Origin of the sequence: Leifsonia sp. NPDC080035 (genome assembly GCF_040050925.1) — a bacterium.
Lineage (GTDB): Bacteria > Actinomycetota > Actinomycetes > Actinomycetales > Microbacteriaceae > Leifsonia.
In genome coordinates this window covers 2,909,326-2,927,283 of sequence record NZ_CP157390.1, presented here as the reverse complement: position 1 = coordinate 2,927,283, position 17,958 = coordinate 2,909,326, and the positions used below count along the sequence as shown (strand labels likewise).

General features: G+C 71.9%; 20 protein-coding genes. 12 read left to right on the top strand and 8 right to left on the bottom strand.

Annotation, left to right across the window (positions count from 1 at the left end; translation table 11 throughout):
* Window positions 1-17: 17 nt before the first annotated feature.
* Together AAME72_RS14190 and moaA are read right to left on the bottom strand one after the other, a co-directional pair.
* Entirely contained in the window at window positions 18-263 is a 246-nt protein-coding gene (locus AAME72_RS14190) for a MoaD/ThiS family protein (protein WP_348787201.1), read from the bottom strand.
* On the bottom strand, window positions 256-1,320 hold the full coding sequence (gene moaA / locus AAME72_RS14185) for a GTP 3',8-cyclase MoaA (protein ID WP_348787200.1): 1,065 nt from the start codon (window positions 1,318-1,320) through the stop codon (window positions 256-258). The genes AAME72_RS14190 and moaA overlap by 8 nt, the downstream gene beginning before the upstream one ends.
* Before the next feature lie 45 nt (window positions 1,321-1,365).
* On the opposite strand from moaA, the gene AAME72_RS14180 reads away from it, so the two are divergent.
* From AAME72_RS14180 to AAME72_RS14155, 6 genes are all read left to right on the top strand, one after another.
* Window positions 1,366-1,959 carry a sulfite oxidase-like oxidoreductase gene (locus AAME72_RS14180; RefSeq protein ID WP_348787199.1) on the top strand — a complete coding sequence of 198 codons (594 nt, stop codon included), beginning with the start codon at window positions 1,366-1,368 and terminating at the stop codon, window positions 1,957-1,959.
* On the top strand, window positions 1,956-2,708 hold the full coding sequence (locus AAME72_RS14175; protein ID WP_348787198.1) for a ferredoxin reductase: 753 nt from the start codon (window positions 1,956-1,958) through the stop codon (window positions 2,706-2,708). Before AAME72_RS14180 ends, AAME72_RS14175 begins: the two co-directional genes overlap by 4 nt.
* Entirely contained in the window at window positions 2,705-2,992 is a 288-nt protein-coding gene (locus tag AAME72_RS14170) for a DUF6510 family protein (RefSeq protein WP_348787197.1), read from the top strand. Before AAME72_RS14175 ends, AAME72_RS14170 begins: the two co-directional genes overlap by 4 nt.
* 9 nt (window positions 2,993-3,001) lie before the next feature.
* On the top strand, window positions 3,002-4,540 hold the full coding sequence (locus tag AAME72_RS14165; protein WP_348787196.1) for an SDR family NAD(P)-dependent oxidoreductase: 1,539 nt from the start codon (window positions 3,002-3,004) through the stop codon (window positions 4,538-4,540).
* Between the two features lie 220 nt (window positions 4,541-4,760).
* Entirely contained in the window at window positions 4,761-6,647 is a 1,887-nt protein-coding gene (locus AAME72_RS14160) for an amino acid transporter (protein ID WP_348790139.1), read from the top strand.
* Between the two features lie 30 nt (window positions 6,648-6,677).
* Window positions 6,678-7,097, top strand: a complete 420-nt coding sequence (locus AAME72_RS14155) for a DUF1622 domain-containing protein (RefSeq protein WP_348787195.1) — start codon at window positions 6,678-6,680, stop codon at window positions 7,095-7,097.
* Window positions 7,098-7,198: 101 nt separating this feature from the next.
* On the opposite strand, the gene AAME72_RS14150 is transcribed toward AAME72_RS14155, so the two are convergent.
* Window positions 7,199-7,588, bottom strand: coding sequence for a DUF5997 family protein (locus AAME72_RS14150; protein WP_348787194.1), 390 nt, complete (start codon window positions 7,586-7,588; stop codon window positions 7,199-7,201).
* A gap of 33 nt (window positions 7,589-7,621) precedes the next feature.
* Between AAME72_RS14150 and AAME72_RS14145 the strand changes: the two genes are divergently transcribed.
* Both AAME72_RS14145 and AAME72_RS14140 read left to right on the top strand, forming a co-directional pair.
* On the top strand, window positions 7,622-8,233 hold the full coding sequence (locus AAME72_RS14145) for a LysR substrate-binding domain-containing protein (protein ID WP_348787193.1): 612 nt from the start codon (window positions 7,622-7,624) through the stop codon (window positions 8,231-8,233).
* Between the two features lie 48 nt (window positions 8,234-8,281).
* Window positions 8,282-9,595, top strand: a complete 1,314-nt coding sequence (locus tag AAME72_RS14140) for an alpha-hydroxy-acid oxidizing protein (protein ID WP_348787192.1) — start codon at window positions 8,282-8,284, stop codon at window positions 9,593-9,595.
* 7 nt (window positions 9,596-9,602) lie between these two features.
* Here the strand turns inward: AAME72_RS14140 and AAME72_RS14135 are convergent, their stop codons facing one another.
* From AAME72_RS14135 to AAME72_RS14120, 4 genes are all read right to left on the bottom strand, one after another.
* The gene (locus tag AAME72_RS14135) at window positions 9,603-10,010 is read right to left on the bottom strand and encodes a hypothetical protein (protein WP_348787191.1); all 408 of its coding nucleotides are present in this window, start codon (window positions 10,008-10,010) and stop codon (window positions 9,603-9,605) included.
* A 17-nt stretch (window positions 10,011-10,027) separates the two neighbouring features.
* Window positions 10,028-10,954 (bottom strand): NADP-dependent oxidoreductase, encoded by a 927-nt coding sequence (locus AAME72_RS14130; RefSeq protein WP_348787190.1) that lies wholly within the window; start codon window positions 10,952-10,954, stop codon window positions 10,028-10,030.
* 338 nt (window positions 10,955-11,292) lie between these two features.
* Window positions 11,293-12,321: a 6-phosphofructokinase gene (locus tag AAME72_RS14125; RefSeq protein ID WP_348787189.1), complete on the bottom strand. Its 1,029-nt coding sequence runs from the start codon at window positions 12,319-12,321 to the stop codon at window positions 11,293-11,295.
* A 114-nt stretch (window positions 12,322-12,435) separates the two neighbouring features.
* Window positions 12,436-13,062 (bottom strand): CYTH domain-containing protein, encoded by a 627-nt coding sequence (locus AAME72_RS14120; protein ID WP_348787188.1) that lies wholly within the window; start codon window positions 13,060-13,062, stop codon window positions 12,436-12,438.
* 75 nt (window positions 13,063-13,137) lie between these two features.
* Here AAME72_RS14120 and AAME72_RS14115 point away from each other — a divergent pair, with 75 nt between their 5' ends.
* From AAME72_RS14115 to AAME72_RS14100, 4 genes are read left to right on the top strand one after another with little or no spacing between them, the layout of a single operon-like run.
* Window positions 13,138-13,533 carry a DUF3224 domain-containing protein gene (locus AAME72_RS14115; RefSeq protein WP_348787187.1) on the top strand — a complete coding sequence of 132 codons (396 nt, stop codon included), beginning with the start codon at window positions 13,138-13,140 and terminating at the stop codon, window positions 13,531-13,533.
* 34 nt (window positions 13,534-13,567) lie between these two features.
* Entirely contained in the window at window positions 13,568-14,761 is a 1,194-nt protein-coding gene (locus AAME72_RS14110; RefSeq protein WP_348787186.1) for a sensor histidine kinase, read from the top strand.
* Window positions 14,758-15,387 carry a response regulator transcription factor gene (locus tag AAME72_RS14105; protein WP_348787185.1) on the top strand — a complete coding sequence of 210 codons (630 nt, stop codon included), beginning with the start codon at window positions 14,758-14,760 and terminating at the stop codon, window positions 15,385-15,387. Before AAME72_RS14110 ends, AAME72_RS14105 begins: the two co-directional genes overlap by 4 nt.
* A gap of 58 nt (window positions 15,388-15,445) precedes the next feature.
* Complete coding sequence (locus tag AAME72_RS14100; protein WP_348787184.1) at window positions 15,446-15,637, top strand: hypothetical protein; 192 nt, start codon at window positions 15,446-15,448, stop codon at window positions 15,635-15,637.
* A 23-nt stretch (window positions 15,638-15,660) separates the two neighbouring features.
* Here the strand turns inward: AAME72_RS14100 and AAME72_RS14095 are convergent, their stop codons facing one another.
* Window positions 15,661-17,814, bottom strand: a complete 2,154-nt coding sequence (locus AAME72_RS14095) for a DEAD/DEAH box helicase (protein WP_348787183.1) — start codon at window positions 17,812-17,814, stop codon at window positions 15,661-15,663.
* Between the last annotated feature and the right edge of the window lie 144 nt (window positions 17,815-17,958).

Below are 17,958 nucleotides of genomic sequence, written 5' to 3'. Positions count from 1 at the left end.
GGAAGGCTACCGGACGATCATCCGCCCGCGAAAGGAGGCAGGACGTCGACACGCGAGCCGACAGGCCGGGTCACGTCGCGGGCGACGACCCCGTCGACCAGGAACGAACCGCCCGCGAGCACCTTCTCCATCGGGGCTCCGTACCGGGCGACCAGCTCGGCACGGAGCGCGCCGAGCGTCGCCTCCGGGATCGCGATGATCTCCTCCTCGCGGCCGGCGGCCTCCTCGGCCGCGGCGAAGTAGCGCACCAGGACGTCAGCCACCGATCGCCCCCATGCTCCGCACCGGAGGGCGGAAGCCCGCCCGCTCCATGCCGTGACCGCTCTGCTTGCCCCACATCGCGCCCCGCCACCAGCGCGCGATCTCGCCATCGTCCGCGCCGCCGCGCAGCAGCCCGCGCAGGTCCGTCTCGTCGTCGCCGAACAGGCACGAGCGCACGGTGCCCTCCGCGGTGATCCTGGTCCGGTCGCACGCGGAGCAGAACGAGCGGGTCACCGAGGCGATGATCCCCACGGTGTCGGGGCCGCCGTCCACCAGCCACTCCTCCGCCGGGGCGGACGGGTCGTCCGGGCGCCCGACGGGGGTGAGCGCGAAGCGGGTGCCGAGCACCTCCAGCAGCTCCGCCGCATCCACCATGTTCTCGCGCAGCCAGGCGTGATCGGCGTCGAGCGGCATCTGCTCGATGAAGCGCAGCCGGCAGCCGTTCGCGATCGCCCACGCCAGCAGCTCCGGCGCGTGGCCGACGGTCTGCCGCATCATCACGGCGTTCAGCTTGAGCGGGGTCAGCCCGGCCGCGTGCGCGGCGGCGACGCCGGCGAACACGGCGGGGAGGCGGTCGCGGCGGGTCAGCGCGGCGAAGTGCTCGCGGTCGACCGTGTCCAGCGAGATGTTGACCCTGGTCAGGCCCGCGTCGACGAGCGACCGCACCCGGTGGTCGAGGCCGATGCCGTTGGTCGTGATGCTGAGGTCGATGCCGGGCGCCGCCTCGGCGGACAGCCCGATGATCTCGGCGAGGTCGGCGCGCATCAGCGGCTCGCCCCCGGTGAAGCGCACCTCGCGGATGCCGAGGTCGCGCACGCCGATCCGCACCAGCCGCGCGATCTCGGCGGGCGTCAGCAGGTCGTCGCGCGCGATAGCAGGCAGGCCCTCCGCGGGCATGCAGTACGTGCAGCGCAATGAGCACTTCTCGGTGACGGACACCCGCAGGTCGCGTGCGACACGCCCGAACCGGTCGATCAGCCCGGGATGGTCGGGCCGGCCCGCGGTGTCGGGAGCGCCCGTGCTGCGTGCACGCGGCATCCCGAGGTCGACGGCGGTCATGTCCTCACCATAGACCTCCGGTTCGCCGCCCATTAGGCTCCCGCCATGGGAATCATCTCCTCCGGCTTCATGGGCCGGCGCAGGACGGACGACACCCGGCTCCCTCCCGGCCAGTACGAGACCCAGGGCTTCCCTGTGCTCTCGGCCGGGCCGACGCCGCGGGTGGCCAAGGACGCGTGGGCGTTCACCATCACGACCGAGACCGGCGTCGTGCACCGCTGGAGCTGGGACGAGTTCCTTGCGCTCCCGCAGGAGGACGTCGCCACGGACATCCACTGCGTGACCAGCTGGTCGAAGCTGGGCACGTCCTGGCGCGGTGTCGCCCTCGACACCCTGTTCGACGGCGTCGACACGAGCTACGAGTACACGATGGCGCACAGCTACGGCGGCTACACCACGAACGTGCCGCTGAAGGACCTGCTCGACGGCAAGGCCTGGATCGCGCACTCGTTCGACGGCTCCGACCTGCCGCCGGAGCACGGCGGTCCCGCGCGCCTGCTCGTGCCGCACCTGTACTTCTGGAAGAGCGCCAAGTGGGTGAGCGGCCTCCAGATGCTGCCGAACGATCAGCCGGGGTTCTGGGAGCAGAACGGCTACAACATGTACGGCGACCCCTGGAAAGAGGAGCGCTACTGGTGACGACCGCCTGGCGCGTTGCCGACGTCGTCGGCGCGAGGCAGGAGACCGCGAACGCGCGGACACTGCGCCTGCGCATCCCCGGACTCACCGGCCACCTTCCGGGACAGCACGTGGACGTGCGGCTGACCGCACCGGACGGCTACCAGGCGGTGCGCTCCTACTCGATCGCGTCCGCCCCGGGCGCCGGGGACATCGCCCCCGACGAGCTCGAGCTGACCGTCGAGGAACTGCCGGACGGCGAGGTCTCCCCGTACCTGGTGGAGGGCGTCTCCGTCGGCGACCAGCTGGAGGTGCGCGGCCCGGTCGGCGGCTGGTTCGTCTGGCGCCACGGCGACGCCGGCCCTGTGCAGCTGATCGCGGGCGGGTCGGGCGTCGTCCCCCTGATGTCGATGGCGCGCGCGCACGCCGCAGCTCACAGCACCGAGCCGTTCCGGCTGCTGTACTCGGTGCGCACTCCGGCGTCCCGCTTCTACGCGGACGAGCTGGAGCGGCTCGCCGCCGGCGCAGCGCCGCTCCGGCTCGACTACGTCTACACGCGCGAGACGCCTCCGGGATGGCCGCAGCCGCCCGGACGTCTCATGCAGGAGGCGCTCGCGGAGCTCACCCTCCCGGCGGCCGACTCCCCCACCTTCTACATCTGCGGCTCCACCCCGTTCGTCGAGACGGTCTCCGGCTGGCTCGTCGACGCCGGCCACGACCCGGCCCGGATCCGCACCGAGCGCTACGGCGGCATCGGAGGCGCGCAATGACCGGCCACGATCTCGACTACCTCGACGGCAACGCGGCCGCGGGACTCCTCGACGAGGTGTTCGCGGTCGACGTGACCACCGCGCGCGGCCGCTGCGCGAGCTGCGGGGACGAGGCGGTCGTCGCCCGGGCGCACGTGCGCCCTGTCTCCGGCGGGCTCGTGCTGTGCTGTGCGGTGTGCGAGGGGATGCTGGCTCGGGTGACCGAGGGCGCCGGCCGCGTCCGCATCGACCTGCGCGGGATGGTCTGGCTGGAGCTGAGCGCCGACGACCTCGACGCCACGTAGAATTCTCCGGTGCCTCCCGAAACCCCCGCCGACACGCCCGTCGCGCCCGGACTCGATCCGGACGATCTCGCCACCACCCTCCGCGTGCTCGCGCAGCTCCACGAGCTCGACAACGACCACCCCGATTTCGTGCGCGTGCGCCGGGCGACGGGCCACATGTTCAAGGCCGTCAAGCAGGCACGGCGACGCGAACTGCGGGATGCGGTGCTCGAGGCCGACCGCGCGGTGGTGGCAGCGACGGCCACCGGCGCCCCCGATCGGATCGACGACGAGACCCGCGGCCGCGAGCTCACCTCCTCCGTGACCGGGTCGGCGACCGCCGGCACGCTCCAGCGCGCCCAGGCCTGCTACATCTGCAAGCAGCCGTACACCGAGGTCGACTGGTTCTACCACCAGCTCTGCCCGTCCTGCGCCGCGTTCAGCCACGCCAAGCGGAACGCGCGCACCGACCTCACCGGTCGCCGCGCGTTGCTCACCGGGGGGCGCGCCAAGATCGGGATGCACATCGCGCTGCGGCTGCTGCGCGACGGCGCCCACCTGACCATCACGACCCGGTTCCCGCGGGACGCCGTGCGCCGATTCGCCCAGCTCCCCGACGCCGGCCAATGGCTGCACCGGCTGCGCGTGGTCGGCATCGACCTGCGCGACCCCGCCCAGGTGATCGCGCTCGCCGACTCGGTGGCGGCGAAGGGCCCGCTCGACATCCTGATCAACAACGCGGCACAGACCGTCCGCCGCTCCCCCGGCTCGTACGCCCTGCTCGCCGAGGCGGAGTCGCAGCCGCTGCCGGACGGCCCGCTGCCCGAACTGGAGACGTTCGGCCACACCGCGGACCCGCACCCGAAGGCCCTGGAGGCGTCGGTCGCCGCCCACCCGCTGCTCTCCGCCGCGGACGTGTCCGGCACGATCGCCGAGCTCGCGGGCGCGGGCGCCGCCGCACTGACCGCGGACGACCTCGCCTCCCTCGCGATGGCTCCCGGCTCGTCCTCCCTCGCCAAGCACGCCGACGGCTCCGCCATCGACGCGGGCGGCCTCGTCCCCGACGTCGCGCACGTGAACACGTGGACGCAAGGCGTCGGCGGAATCGACCCGCTGGAGCTGCTCGAGGTGCAGCTGTGCAACACGACGGCGCCGTTCATCCTCATCGACCGGCTGCGCTCGCCGCTCGCCGCCGCGGCCACAGCGGTCCCCGGGCGACGGTCCTACGTGGTCAACGTCTCGGCGATGGAGGGCGTGTTCGGCCGGGCGTACAAGGGTCCGGGTCACCCGCACACCAACATGGCCAAGGCGGCGCTCAACATGCTGACCCGCACCAGCTCCCGGGAGATGTTCGAGACGGACGCCATCCTGATGACGAGCGTCGACACCGGGTGGATCACCGACGAGCGCCCGCACTACACGAAGGTGCGGCTCGCCGAGGAGGGCTTCCACGCCCCTCTCGACCTGGTGGACGGCGCCGCGCGGGTCTACGACCCGATCGTGCGCGGCGAGGCGGGAGAGGACGTGCACGGCGTGTTCCTCAAGGACTACCGTCCCTCCGCCTGGTGACCGTACAGTGAGCCACGAAGGCACGAACGAAGGGTCCTCGATGGCCAGCTCCACACCGTCCGGCGGCGAGGGCTCCGAAGCCCGGGATCCCGCAGAGCTGACCGGCCAACGACCGGCTCGCGTCACGCCGCGGGAGCCGGTGCCCGTCCCCGGGCAGGCGATCCCGCTGCGTCCCGCCGATCCGGGAGGCTCCCGCTTCAAGCACTGGCTGCTGCGCGGCATGATCGACGAGCGCGGCACCCAGCAGGGCCCGCACGGCCGCAACCCGGAGCGCACGCACTCGTGGTGGCAGGTCATGTGCCTCACCGGTGTCGACTACTTCTCCACCCTCGGCTACCAGCCGGCCATCGCGGCCCTCGCCGCCGGGCTGATCTCGCCGTTCGCGACGCTGGTGCTCGTCGCGCTCACGCTGCTGGGTGCGCTGCCGGTCTACCGGAGGGTCGCCCGCGAGAGCTTCCGGGGATCCGGCTCGATCGCCATGCTGGAGCGGTTCCTGCCCTGGTGGGCCGGCAAGCTGTTCGTCCTCGTCCTGCTCGGCTTCGCCGCGACGGACTTCATGATCACGATCACCCTGTCCGCGGCCGACGCCTCGGCGCACGCGATCGAGAACCCGTACGCGCCATCCTGGTTCCACGGCAACAATGTCCTGATCACGCTGTTCCTGCTGGTGCTTCTCGGCGCCGTGTTCCTGAAGGGGTTCCGCGAGGCGATCGGCATCGCCGTCGTGCTCGTCGGCGTCTACCTCGCGCTCAACGTGGTCGTCGTCACCACCTCCATCATCGAGGTCTTCCAGCACCCCAGCGCCATCGACGACTGGTGGAGCGCGCTGTTCGCCTCGCACGGCAACCCGCTGCTGATCGTCGGCGTCGCCCTGCTGGTGTTCCCGAAGCTCGCCCTCGGCCTCTCCGGCTTCGAGACCGGTGTCGCCGTGATGCCGCAGATCACGGGCAAGCCGGACGACGACCCGAACCACCCCGAGGGCCGCATCCGCGGCGCAGGACGGCTGCTGACCACGGCCGCGATCATCATGAGCGTGTTCCTGATCACCTCCAGCTTCACCACCACGCTGCTGATCCCGCAGAAGGAGTTCCAGCCGGGCGGATCCGCCAACGGCCGTGCCCTCGCCTACCTCGCCCACGAGTACCTCGGCAACACCTTCGGGACCGTCTACGACATCAGCACGATCCTCATCCTGTGGTTCGCCGGCGCGTCCGCGATGGCCGGACTGCTCAACCTGGTCCCTCGCTACCTGCCGCGGTACGGCATGGCGCCGCAGTGGGCGCGGGCCGTTCGCCCGCTGGTGCTCGTGTTCACCGCCATCGCCTTCCTGATCACGCTGATCTTCGACGCGGATGTGGATGCGCAGGGCGGCGCGTACGCCACCGGTGTCCTCGTGCTGATCACCTCTGCGTCGCTCGCGGTGAGCCTGTCCGCGTGGCGCAAGAAGCAGCCGAAGCGCACGCTCGTCTTCGGGATCATCACCGCGATCTTCGTCTACACGACGATCGACAACATCATCGAGCGGCCGGACGGACTGCGGATCGCGACGCTGTTCATCCTCGGCATCCTGGTGGTCTCGATCGTCTCCCGCGTCGGCCGGTCCTTCCAGCTGCGCGCGACCAGCGTCACGCTCGACGTCTCGGCGCTCGACTTCGTGCTGGAGGACGCCGAGGAGGGCGAGATCCGCATCATCTCGCACGAGCCGGACGTGGACACCACCAAGGAGTACGCGGACAAGAACAAGGACGAGCGCCGGTTCAGCCACATCCCGCAGCGCTCGCGGACGATCTTCCTGGAGGTGCTGCCCTCCGACTCCTCCGACTTCGAGGAGGACCTGGTGGTGCACGGGGTCGTGAAGTACGGCTACCGGGTGCTGCAGGTCACGAGCGGCAACGTGCCGAACACGATCGCGGCCATCCTGATCGAGATCCGCGACATCACGGGCGTCGTGCCGACGATCTACTTCGAGTGGACGGAGGGCAACCCGATCTCGAACATGTTCCGCTACCTGATCACCGGCGTCGGAGAGGTCGCCCCGGTGACGCGTGAGGTGCTGCGCGAGGCCGAGAAGGATGTGAAGCGCCGACCTGCCGTCCACGTCTCGTGACGCCGCCGTGCCCTGTGCCACGATGAGCGCATGCAGACGCACGCCGTGTTCGAGTGGATCGGTGTGGCCTTCGAGTTCGTCGGGGTCGCCGCACTCGCGCTCGGGTTCCTCGCCGCGCTGGTGATCTCCGCCGTGGTGCTGGTGCGACGGCGGGACGGCGCGGCCGCGTTCCGCACGCTGCGCGAGGTGTTCGGCGGGGTCATCCTGCTTGGCCTGGAGATCCTGGTCGCCGCGGACCTCATCAAGACGGTGACCTCGAATCCGACGCTCACGGACGCGCTGGTGCTCGGGATCATCGTGCTGATCCGCACCATCCTGAGCTTCTCACTGCAGATCGAGATCGACGGCGTCGCCCCGTGGCGCCGTGCGCTCGTGACCGGCCCCGAGGTGCTGGCGCACTCGGTGCGGAAGGCGCGCGCCGACGCTACGGGGACCACCGCCGGTTCCTGAGTTGTTCACGCGTGGACGCGGCGTGTTGCGTGAAGAACTCCGGAAGCGATGGCGGTGCGGATGAACAGGACGCTCGAGGGCGGCGGGCGAGAAGGGACTGCCTAGTCCTCGGACGCGCGGCGGGCGGCGCGCTCGGCGTCGCGCTGCTTGACGCGCGCGTTCTCGGCGCGCACCTGGGCCTGCGTCGCGCGCTCGGCCACCAGCCACTCCGGCGGGGACGCGAGCAGCTCCTTGATCTCGGCGGTCGTCAGCGCCTCCGTGACGCCGCCGCGGGCCAGACCCGAGTTGCTCACGCCGAGCTTGCGGGCGACGACGTCGCGCGGGTGCGGGCCGTCCGCGCGCAGGGCGCTCAGCCACTCCGGCGGGTTCGCGGTCAGCTCGTCCAGCTCGGTGCGGCTGATGTCGCGGTCGCGGAACTCCTCCGGGGCGGCCGGCAGGTAGATGCCGAGCTTCTTGGCCGCGGTGGCCGCCTTCATGGTCTGGGGCTTCATGGATTCCAGGGTACCGTTCGCTACCCTGGCGTCATGACCTCGCGCTTCGTCCTCGCCTTCCCGCCCGGGGTCACGATCGGCAAGTGGACGCGGCTCTTCGCCGAGCGCCGACCGCGCGACGAGCTGGTGGTGCTGCCGAGCGCCGACCCGCTCGCCCTGCTGGCCGCAGGCGAGGCGGACATGGTGTTCGCGCGGGATGCCGAGCCGGACGACGAGCGTCACCTCATCCCGCTCTACAGCGAGGATGTCGTCGTCGTGATGCACCACGAGCACCTGCTGACCCTGGAGGAGAAGCTGCACCTGGCCGATCTCGAGGGCGAACCGCGGGTCGCCGGCGAGCCGTCGGAGGCGCTGATGCGCAGTGTCGCGAACGGAGACGGCATCGCCCTACTGCCGGCCTCGATCGCGAAGGCGCTGCGCCGCAAGGACGTGACGGCGATGCGCCTGGAGGACGGACCGGTGTCGCACGTGGGCCTCACCTGGCCGCGGGAGGGGCAGCATCCCCTCGTCGACGAGTTCATCGGCATCGTCCGCGGCCGCACCGCACACAGCTCGCGGAACGCCGACGTCGCCGCTGCGCAGGCCGCGACCGCCAAGCGCCCGCGTCAGGCCCCAGCCGCCAAGCGCCAGCGCCGGAAGCGCTGACCCGCTCCACCCCGTGCGTCCGGCGAGCGGACACGAGAGGATGGGGGCATGACGGCCAGCGTGGGCACGGCGGACAGGATCGCGACGAGCATCGGGAGGGCGGCGCAGAGCGCCGTCTACCGCGCGGGGGTGAGCGGCCGGAGGCCGGCCGTCCCTGTCGGCTTCCCCGAGCTGGAGCGGCTCGCCGAGCGGCGGATGTCCCGGGCCGGATTCGCCTACATCGCCGGGTCGGCGGGGCTCGAGCGGACCGCCGCGGCGAACCTCGACGCGTTCGCCCGGCGACGGATCGTGCCGCGGGTGCTCAGAGACGTCGCCGAGCGCGACCTCGGCATCGAGCTGTTCGGGCGACGCCGCGCGACGCCGCTGCTGCTGGCCCCCATCGGCGTCCTGGAGCTCGCCAGGCGCGACGGCGATGTCGCCGCAGCACGCGCCGCGGCGCGGCTCGGCGTGCCGGCCCTGCTCTCGAACCAGGCCTCGGTGCCGATGGAGCAGGTGGCGGTCGCGATGGACGCGGCGGAGCCCGGCGCCGCGCGCTGGTTCCAGCTGTACTGGAGCTCGTCGCGTGACCTCGTCGCGAGCCTGGTCACCCGGGCCGAGGCCAGCGGCTGCGAGGCCGTGGTGGTGACGCTGGACACCCACATCCTCGGCTGGCGTCCCCGCGACCTGTCCCTCGGCTACCTCCCGTTCAGCCGCGGGCTCGGCATCGCCCAGTACACCTCGGACCCCGTCTTCCGGCGGCTCGTCCGCGAGCGCGTGGCCGGGTACGAGCCACGGGAGGCCGCCGCGGTGACGCCCGCCGCGATCGCGGCGTTCGCGAGCATCCTCCGCCACCATCCGGGACCGCTGCGCGAGAAACTCGGCTCCGGCGAGCCGCTGGCCGCGGTCGAGACGTTCCTGGATGTGTTCGCCGACCCCTCCCTCGGCTGGGACGACCTCGCCTTCCTCCGCGAGCTGACCGACCTGCCGATCGTGCTGAAAGGCGTGCTGCATCCCGACGACGCGCGCCGCGCCGTGGATGCGGGCGTCGACGCCGTGTACGTCTCCACTCACGGCGGCCGCCAGATCGACGGGGAGATCGCGGCCCTGGATGCGCTGCCCGGCGTCGTGGACGCGGTGTCCGACCGCCTTCCCGTGCTGTTCGACAGCGGGGTACGCAGCGGCGCGGACGCCCTGATCGCATTGGCCCTCGGCGCCCGCGCGGTCGGGATCGGCCGCCCGTACGCGTACGGCCTCGCCGTCGCCGGCGAGACCGGCGTGCGCGAGGTGCTGCGCAACATCCTCGCCGAGCTCGACATCAGCCTGGGTCTCGCCGGCCTCCGCACGCTCGACGAGCTCAGCCCCGACGTCCTCACCGACGCCTGACGGCGGGTCAGACGACGGCCGCGCCGATCAGCGCGAGCAGCGCCTGCGCGTACGCCGTCGCCGCGTCCGGCTCCTCGAAGTAGCGCTCCTGATCGGCGACGACGATTGTCACGCGGTAGCCGTCCGGCGTCCTCGCGAGGTGCCGGAACGCGCCGCCGAGCAGCTCGCGCAGCTGGTCCTCGCGCGGGATCCACAGCGCGTCCTCCACGGCGAGCGAGTCCAGCGCCCACTCGGTGGTGCCGTTGAAGCCGAGGATGGTGCCGGTGTCGAAGTGGTGCGGCTCGATCGTCATCTCGCTGACGGTGAAGTGCTCGCCTGCCATGTCCGGCCGGTCCACGGCGAAGGTGTCGCCGGAGGCGGGCTGCCAGCGGAGCCCGGCCGCCCGCAGCAGGCGGGCGAGGTTCTCGTCGATCATGATGGCTGCTCCTCCCCTCAGTCGGTGACGACCACGATCTTGCCGCGGACATGGCCGGCCTCCAGCCGGCCGTACGCCTCTCCGACGCGCTCGATCGGATAGATGGAGTCGACCGGGAGCACCAGCTCGTTCTCGGCGAGCAGCTCCGCCACCTCGGCGAGCTCGTCGTTGCCTGCGGCGTACCCGCCGACGGTCTGGGCGCCCTGCGCTTCCGGACCGAAGGTCGCGATGGTGTTGATGCGCTCCACCGGCACCCCGAGCTCGATGCCCGCCTCGATCGTGTCCGGACCGTGGTTGTCGAGCACAGCGGTGACCCGGTCGCCGTCGTCGAGCGCCTCGCGCACCCGGTCGGCCAGCCCGTCGCCGTAGCGAACAGGGATGATGCCGAGCGTCTCGAGGAACTCGTGGTTCTCCTCGCTCGCCGTCCCGATCACGGTCGCGCCCGCGCGCACGGCGAGCTGTGCGGCGAGGATGCCGACACCACCCGCAGCGGCGCTCACGAGCACGATGTCGTGCTCGCCGAGGCCGAGCGAGCGGCTGCTGGCCACCGCGGTGCGGGCGACGACCCCGAGAGCGCCTGCCACCTCGAACGTGAGCGCCTCCGGCTTCTCGATGACCTGACCGTCCGCCGGCACGACGACGAAGTCCGCGATGGCGGCGAACGGCGCGGTGCCGAGCACCGCGTCCCCGCTCCGGAACCGGGTGACGCCGTCGCCGACGTCCTCGACGAATCCGGCGAAGTCCTGGCCGATGCCGCTCGGCAGGGTGACACCCATGCGCGCGGCCGCCTGTTCGCTGCGGTACGCCTTCACGTCCATCGGGTTGAGCCCGGCGGCCATCACCCGCACCAGGATCTGGCCCGGTCCCGGCCACGGCCGTTCACGGTCCACCACCTGCAGGTAGTCGCGGGAGCCGAACTCCTCGAACTGGACGAATCTGGGCATGCAGCGCTCCTTTCCTCCGTAGGAAGGAGCCTACGCCCGCGCGCGGGCCGACATTTGGCACAAAGGTCGATTCCGACCGCAGCGGTGACGGACATTTCGCACAAATGTCTCGTGGGAAAGGGGCCACCTGGGCGCGGGAGCGATCGCGAAGATTTGGCGCAAATGTCGATTCCGACCGCAGCGGTGACGGACATTTGGCACAGATGTCTCGTGGGAAAGGGGCCACCTGGGCGCGGGAGCGATCGCGAAGATTTGGCACAAAGGTCGATTCCGACCGCAGGGATGACGAACATTTGGCACAAATGTCCGGCCCGGGAGGCGGCGGACGGCGTCGCGCGTCAGCCGAAGAGGAGGGCCGCTTCCTCGTACCGTGCGTCGGGCACCGTCTTGAGACCGCCCGTGGCGTCGGCGATGGAGACGTTGACGACGTCGGTGCCGCGCAGCGACACCATCGAGCCCCAGCGTCCCTCGTACGCCGCGTCGACCGCCGCCATGCCGAGGCGGGTGGCGAGTACCCGGTCGTACGCGCTCGGAACGCCGCCGCGCTGCATGTGGCCGAGGACCGTCGCGCGCGACTCGATGCCGGTGCGCTCCTCGATCATCGGCGCGAGCATCTCGCCGATGCCGCCCAGGCGCGGCCGGTTGAACGCGTCGAGGCCCTTGTGCGAGTGCGCCTCCTCCATCGTGTTCAGGTGGAAGCCCTCGGAGACGACGATGACGGGCGCGCGGCCGCGGTCGCGCACCGACTCGACCCACTCGCAGATCTGCTCGATCGACTGCGGCTGCTCCGGGATCAGGATGGCGTGCGCGCCGCCCGCCATGCCCGAGTGCAGCGCGATCCAGCCGACGTGGCGGCCCATGACCTCCACCACCATGCAGCGCTGGTGCGACTCCGCAGTGGTGCGCAGCCGGTCGATCGCCTCGGTCGCGATCTCCACCGCCGTGTCGAAGCCGAACGAGTAGTCGGTCGCGGCCAGGTCGTTGTCGATGGTCTTCGGGACGCCGACGATGCGCAGGCCGGCGTCGGTGAGCCGGCGGGCGGCGGTCAGCGTGCCCTCGCCGCCGATCGCGATGATCGCGTCGATGCCGTTCTCGTCCATCATCCGCTGGATGTTCTCCGGGCCGCCCGCCTCACCCTCGAACGGGTTGGTTCGGCTGGAGCCGAGGATGGTGCCGCCCTGCCGGGAGAGCCCGCGCACGCTGTGCCGGTCGAGCGGCATGATGTCGCCCTCGACGACGCCGCGCCAGCCGTACCGGAAGCCCGCGAACTCGGAGCCGTACACCCGGTCACCCTTGAGGACCGCGCCGCGGATGACCGCGTTCAGTCCCGGGCAGTCGCCGCCACTGGTCAGGATGCCGATCTTCATGCTGCTCCGTTTCTCGTTCGCCCCTACGAATCATGCCGACTCGGTCCGCCGTGCACAAATTCACTCTGGACGACCCCCGCCGTCCGGTGGTATTGGCAGGCGCGCGGTGCCGGATCAGAGGCCGAGCGCGCGCTGGAGCTTCGAGGCGGAGGCGGCGTGGCGGGCGCCCGCCTCCAGCAGGCGCGCTTCGATGCCGTCGAGCAGCGCTGTCCGTCCCTCGCGGGTGTCGGGGGCGCCGCTCAGCAGCTCCACCTCCCACTCGCGCCAGGCGTCCCGGTGGCCGGTGCGCAGGTTCTCGCTGCTCACGTGGTCGTCGCACAGCTCGGCCAGGTCGAAGCCGGCGGCGTCCTGCAGCAGGACGGTGACGCGGGTGTTCCGGACGCGCGCGATCGGCGCCAGCTCCAGCGTGCGCTCCGCGCGCGTGTGCTCGCGGACGGCGTCCAGGAGCTCGGACGGCGGTGTCCGCCCGTCGCCGAGCGGCCAGTGCAGCTCCCGCCGGCCCTCCTGCTCCGGCGGCAGCTTCACGTGCCAGCCCTCGTCGCCGCCGCCGCTGCGGGCCCGAACGGCGATGTGCGCGCGGGCGAGGTCCAGGTCTGCGGTGTCGAAGTACGTGGCGACGAGCTCGTCCGTGGTCGGCTCGCCCTCGACCGCGATCGCGCCGACGCCGACGAGCGCGGGCGGGAGGGTCTCCTCGTCCACGTCGTACTTGCGTTCGATCTCGACCTGGGAGGTGTGCGGCATGTCCCCTGTCTAGTCCACTTCCGCGCTGTCGCGAAATTACAAGCGGACGCGGCGACCGCTCCGTAGGCTGCGGGGATGGACACCGCCACGACGATCATCGCCCGCTTCGAGGTCACCGGCTGGGAGCCGGTCGAGCTGCCGGGCATCAACGGCGACTGGGTCGGCGCCGTCATCATGCGCAAGACCTACACCGACGGCCTCGTCGGCGACTCCGTCGCCCACTTCGTCTCCTCCGGCACAGAGGAGGACGGACGCGGCTACCTGGCGGCGGAGCGGGTCACCGGGCGCCTGGAGGACGGCCGCAGCGGTTCGTTCACCGTCCACCACGGTGCGCTGCAGCACCCGGGCGATTCGTCCGCGTTCGGCCACATCGTGCCGGGCACCGGAACGGGCGACTTCGCCGGTTTCGCGGGCGACGCGCGCATCCACCACGACGAAACCGGACCGTTCTTCGTCTTCACCCTGCGCTGAGCCGGCCCGCAGGAGCGCACCTTAGGCTGGCGGAGTGAATCACTCCGCCCTGACGCCGGTGTTCACCGCGCTGCGGGTCGGCCTGCACGCTCTCGTGATCGGGCTCGCCGGTTACGTCCTCGTGCGATCCTGCGTCTCCGTCGCCGCCACCGGCCGCTGGGCGCCGGAGGGCGTCGTGATCGGCGTCTCCGTGCTCTTCGTGGCGACCTATGCCGTGGCCGGCCCGCTGCGGTCGCGGCTGCGCGGGCCGTTCCGGCTGGTCTGGCTCGCGGCGCTCACCGTGGAGTGGATCGTGCTCGCGGCGCTGACCCCGGACGCCACCTTCCTGGTCTTCCCCCTCTTCTTCCTCGCGCTGCACCTGCTCCCCGTGCCGTGGAGCGTCGTCGCCGTCGGGTGCCTCACGGTCGCTGCCGTGCTGTTCTTCGCCGGGCACTCGGGGTGGACCGCCGGCGGCGTGCTCGGTCCGCTGATCGGCGCGGGCGTCGCCGTCGCGATCGGGCTCGGCTACCGGGCGCTGTTCCGGGAGGCGCAGGAGCGCGAACGACTCATCCGTGACCTGGTGGCGACCAGGGAGCAGCTCGCGGCGAGCGAGCGGCAGGCCGGCACCCTCGGCGAGCGGGAGCGGCTCGCGCGCGAGCTGCACGACACGGTGGCGCAGGGACTGTCGAGCATCCAGCTGCTGCTGCACGCCGCCGAGCGGTCGACGACGGACGCGTCCGCGCTGGACGCCCTCCGGCTCGCCAGGGAGACCGCGGCGACGGACCTGGCGGAGACCCGCCGGTTCATCCGCGAGCTCAGCCCTCCCGCCCTGGATGACCGCTCCCTCCCCGCCGCGCTGGAGCGGCTGGCCGAGCAGACGACCCGGGCGAGCGGCGTCCGGGTGGATGTGCGGGTGAGCGGCGATCCCGCTCCCCTGCCGATGCCGGTCGAGACCGCGCTGCTGCGGGCGGCGCAGGGGTCGCTGGCGAACGTGGTGCAGCACGCCGGGGCCCGCAGCGCCGGGCTCACCCTGAGCTACATGGAGGACGCGGTGACGCTGGACGTGGTGGACGACGGCGGCGGCTTCGACCCGGGGTCCGCCGGGGACGCCGCCCGACATCCCGGCTCCTTCGGCCTGCGCGCCATGCGCGAGCGCGCGGCCGCCCTCGGCGGCGCCGTCGTCGTCGAGTCGGCGCCCGGTCACGGCACAGCGGTCGCCGTCACCCTGCCGATCGGAGGCGGTGCATGATCCGGCTGCTGCTCGCCGACGACCACCCGGTCGTCCGGGCCGGTCTGCGCGCCCTGTTCGCGACGGAGCCGGACATGGAGGTCGCCGGCGAGGCCGCGACCCCGGAGGAGGCCGTCGCGCTGGGGCGGACGCTGCGGCCGGACGTGGTGCTGATGGACCTGCAGTTCGGCGCGGGCGCGGCGGGCGACGGGGCAGCCGCCACCCGGGAGCTCCGCCGCCTCGCGGAGCCGCCGACGGTGCTCGTGCTCACGAACTACGACACCGATGCGGACATCCTCGGTGCCGTCGAGGCCGGCGCCAGCGGCTATCTGTTGAAGGACGCGCCGCCCGCGGAGCTCGTCGCCGGCGTCCGGGCGGCCGCGGCGGGCGAGACCGCGCTGGCTCCCGCGGTCTCCGCACGCCTGGAGGAGCGGCGGGACGAGCAGGGCTCGCGCCCGAGCGCGCGTGAGATCGAGGTGCTCGCACTGGTCGCCGCCGGGCGGACGAACGCGCAGATCGCCAGGGAGCTCTTCCTCAGCGAGGCGACCGTGAAGTCCCACCTGGTGCACATCTTCACCAAGCTCGGGGTCTCGTCTCGGACGGCGGCGGTGGCCGCGGCCACCGAGGCGGGCCTCATCCGGCGCTGACCAGCGACCCGTCCGGATCACCCTTCACGGCCGTTCGGCCGCGCGGTACCCTCGTGCCATGAGCGACACCGAACGCGAACCGGAGGACGACGACTTCCGCGAGGCGCAGGAGGGCGACTACGAGCCGGAGCCGGTCGTCCACGACCCCGACGACCTCCCGGTCGACGAGGACGAGGACGAGGACGACCGCATCCTCCCGGACGACGAACGCCCCGTCCCGCTCGACCCCGACGACGCCGAGATCGCCTAGGCGGTCACTCGGCGCACACCGGCTCAGGCCAGCGCGTCCTCGAGCAGGTGGATGAGCGCGTCCAGCTGCACCGAGTCCGCCGAGCCGACCTCGACGTCGCTGCCGTCGAGGGCGCGCGCCGCGAGTCCCTGCTTGGCGTCGATGAGCTCGGCGATCTTGGAGTCGATCGTCTGCGCGGCGATGATCCGCCACGCGGTGACCGGCTCCTCCTGACCGATGCGGTGCACGCGGTCGATCGCCTGCGTCTGCTCGGCGGCCGTCCACGACAGCTCGGCGAGCACGACGTTCGACGCCGCCTGCAGGTTGAGCCCGACTCCGGCCGCCGTGAGCGAGCAGACCGCGACCGAGACCTCCGGGTCGTTGTTGAAAGCGTCGATCTCCTTCTGCCGCGCGATGGCGGTCTGGTCCCCGCGGATCGAGATCGTCTTGAGGTCGCGGGCGGCGAACGCCTCCTCCGCCGCATCCATCACGTCGATGTGCTTGGCGAAGAAGACCACCTTGCCGACCGAGCGGGCGAGCTGCGCCGTGTAGTCGGACGCCAGCCCCGCCTTCGCCTGACCGATCTTGCGGACCATCGTGAAGACGTTGTCGCCGGTCTTGGCCGACTTCGACTCCTCCAGCTCCGACTGCGCGACCAGCCGGATGAGGTGCCTGCGGTGCGCCTCGTCGTCGCCGTCGAACGAGTCGGGACGCCCGGCCGCAGCGGCGCGGTGGAAGCGGGCCACCAGGCGCGCGGCCAGCTCCTTCTCGGCCTGACGGACGGAGCGACCGAGGTCGTCGTCCAGCTCGACCGGCAGGTCGACGACGCGCCGGCTCGGCAGGTCCGCTGCCACGTCGAGCTTCCGGCGACGGACGATGCCCATGTCGATCACGGACTCGCGCGCCGCGGCGTAGAAGCCGAAGTCGGCCGGGGTGAGGCCGGACTCCTCCAGGCTCTCCATGAGCTCGGCGGTGGGGCGGTCCCCGTCGATCCAGCCGAGGAACTGCCAGATGGCCTTGAAGTCGTCGATGTCGTTGATCAGCGGCGTGCCGGTCAGCGCGATGAGCAGCGGGTCCACGGTCTTCTCGCGGATCGCGTCCGCGAGGCCGAGCACCAGGCGGGAGCGCTGCGAGTGCAGGTTCTTGATGAAGTGCGCCTCGTCGACCACCATGCCCTTGAATCCGAGCGTGCTCAGCCAGGACAGGTGCCGGTCCAGCACCTCGTAGTTGACGACGACGATGTCGGCGAACGCGTCCAGTCCCTCACCGTCGCCGTGGATGACGGTGGCCCGGCGGTGCGGCGTCCAGCGCTCGACCTCGCGCGCCCAGTTCATCTTCACGACGTTGGGGACGACCGCGAGCAGCGGGTACGCGCCGGCGACGGAGGCCGCGAGCACCGACTGCGCGGTCTTGCCGAGCCCCGGCTCGTCGGCGAGCAGGAACGTGCGGTGGCCCTGACGGACGCTCTCCAGGAACCGCGACTGGTGGTGCATGAGCTCGAGACCGGGAGGCGAGTAGCGGTCGATCACGGGAGCGGGCGGAAGCTCCATGCTCGCCGCCTGGCCGCCCGCGCCGTACTCGAACGACTTGAACAGCGGCCCGAGCAGCTCCCACGAGTCCAGCCGCCGGCGCGGCGTCGGCGCCGCAGGGGCCAGCCTGCTGAGGTCGGGGGCAAGGAACGGGTTGGAGAGCTGGCGCGCCTTGACGGACTGCGGCACCACCTGCTTCTGCGCGAGCTCGGGGGGCAGCACGCTCTCCTGGGCGACCGGCCGCTCCACCGTGATGATCAGGTCGTCCGGGCTCAGCTCCGTGCCGGACTCGAGGAGCCAGTCGCGGCGCATCTTCTGCGCCGTCGCGGTGGGCGGCGACTCGCTCTCCAGCAGCGAGATGAGGGAGGTGTCGCGGGCGGCCGTCTTGGCGAGGATGGTCGCGATGCCGTCCAGCCGCTTCAGCTGCTCGGCGCGGGCGGCGTCGGTGAGGTCGGGGTCGGACTTGGCCCGCGCCCGCTCCTCGCGCATGAGGAAGGCGATGACCTGGAACTTCGTCCGGTTGGTCGGGCCGAGCTTCTTGCCGTCGGTCGCCTTCGCCTCCACCTCGCGCACCTTGCGGGCGAGCACGGGGATGAGGCCGTCGTTGTTGGCGTGACGGTTGCGACGCTGCGGTGGGCGGGACGCGCTGCGCTGACCCGAACGAGACATGGTCCTCCAGTGGATGTACCGCGAACTGGCCATCAGGCGCGGCGCCGGTGGGGCGTGAGGGCCGGCGCAGGCGGCGGGAGGGGCACCGAGCGGGCCCGCCCGCGCGTCGTGGAACGCCGGGGACGCGGCACAGGACGGCCGCGC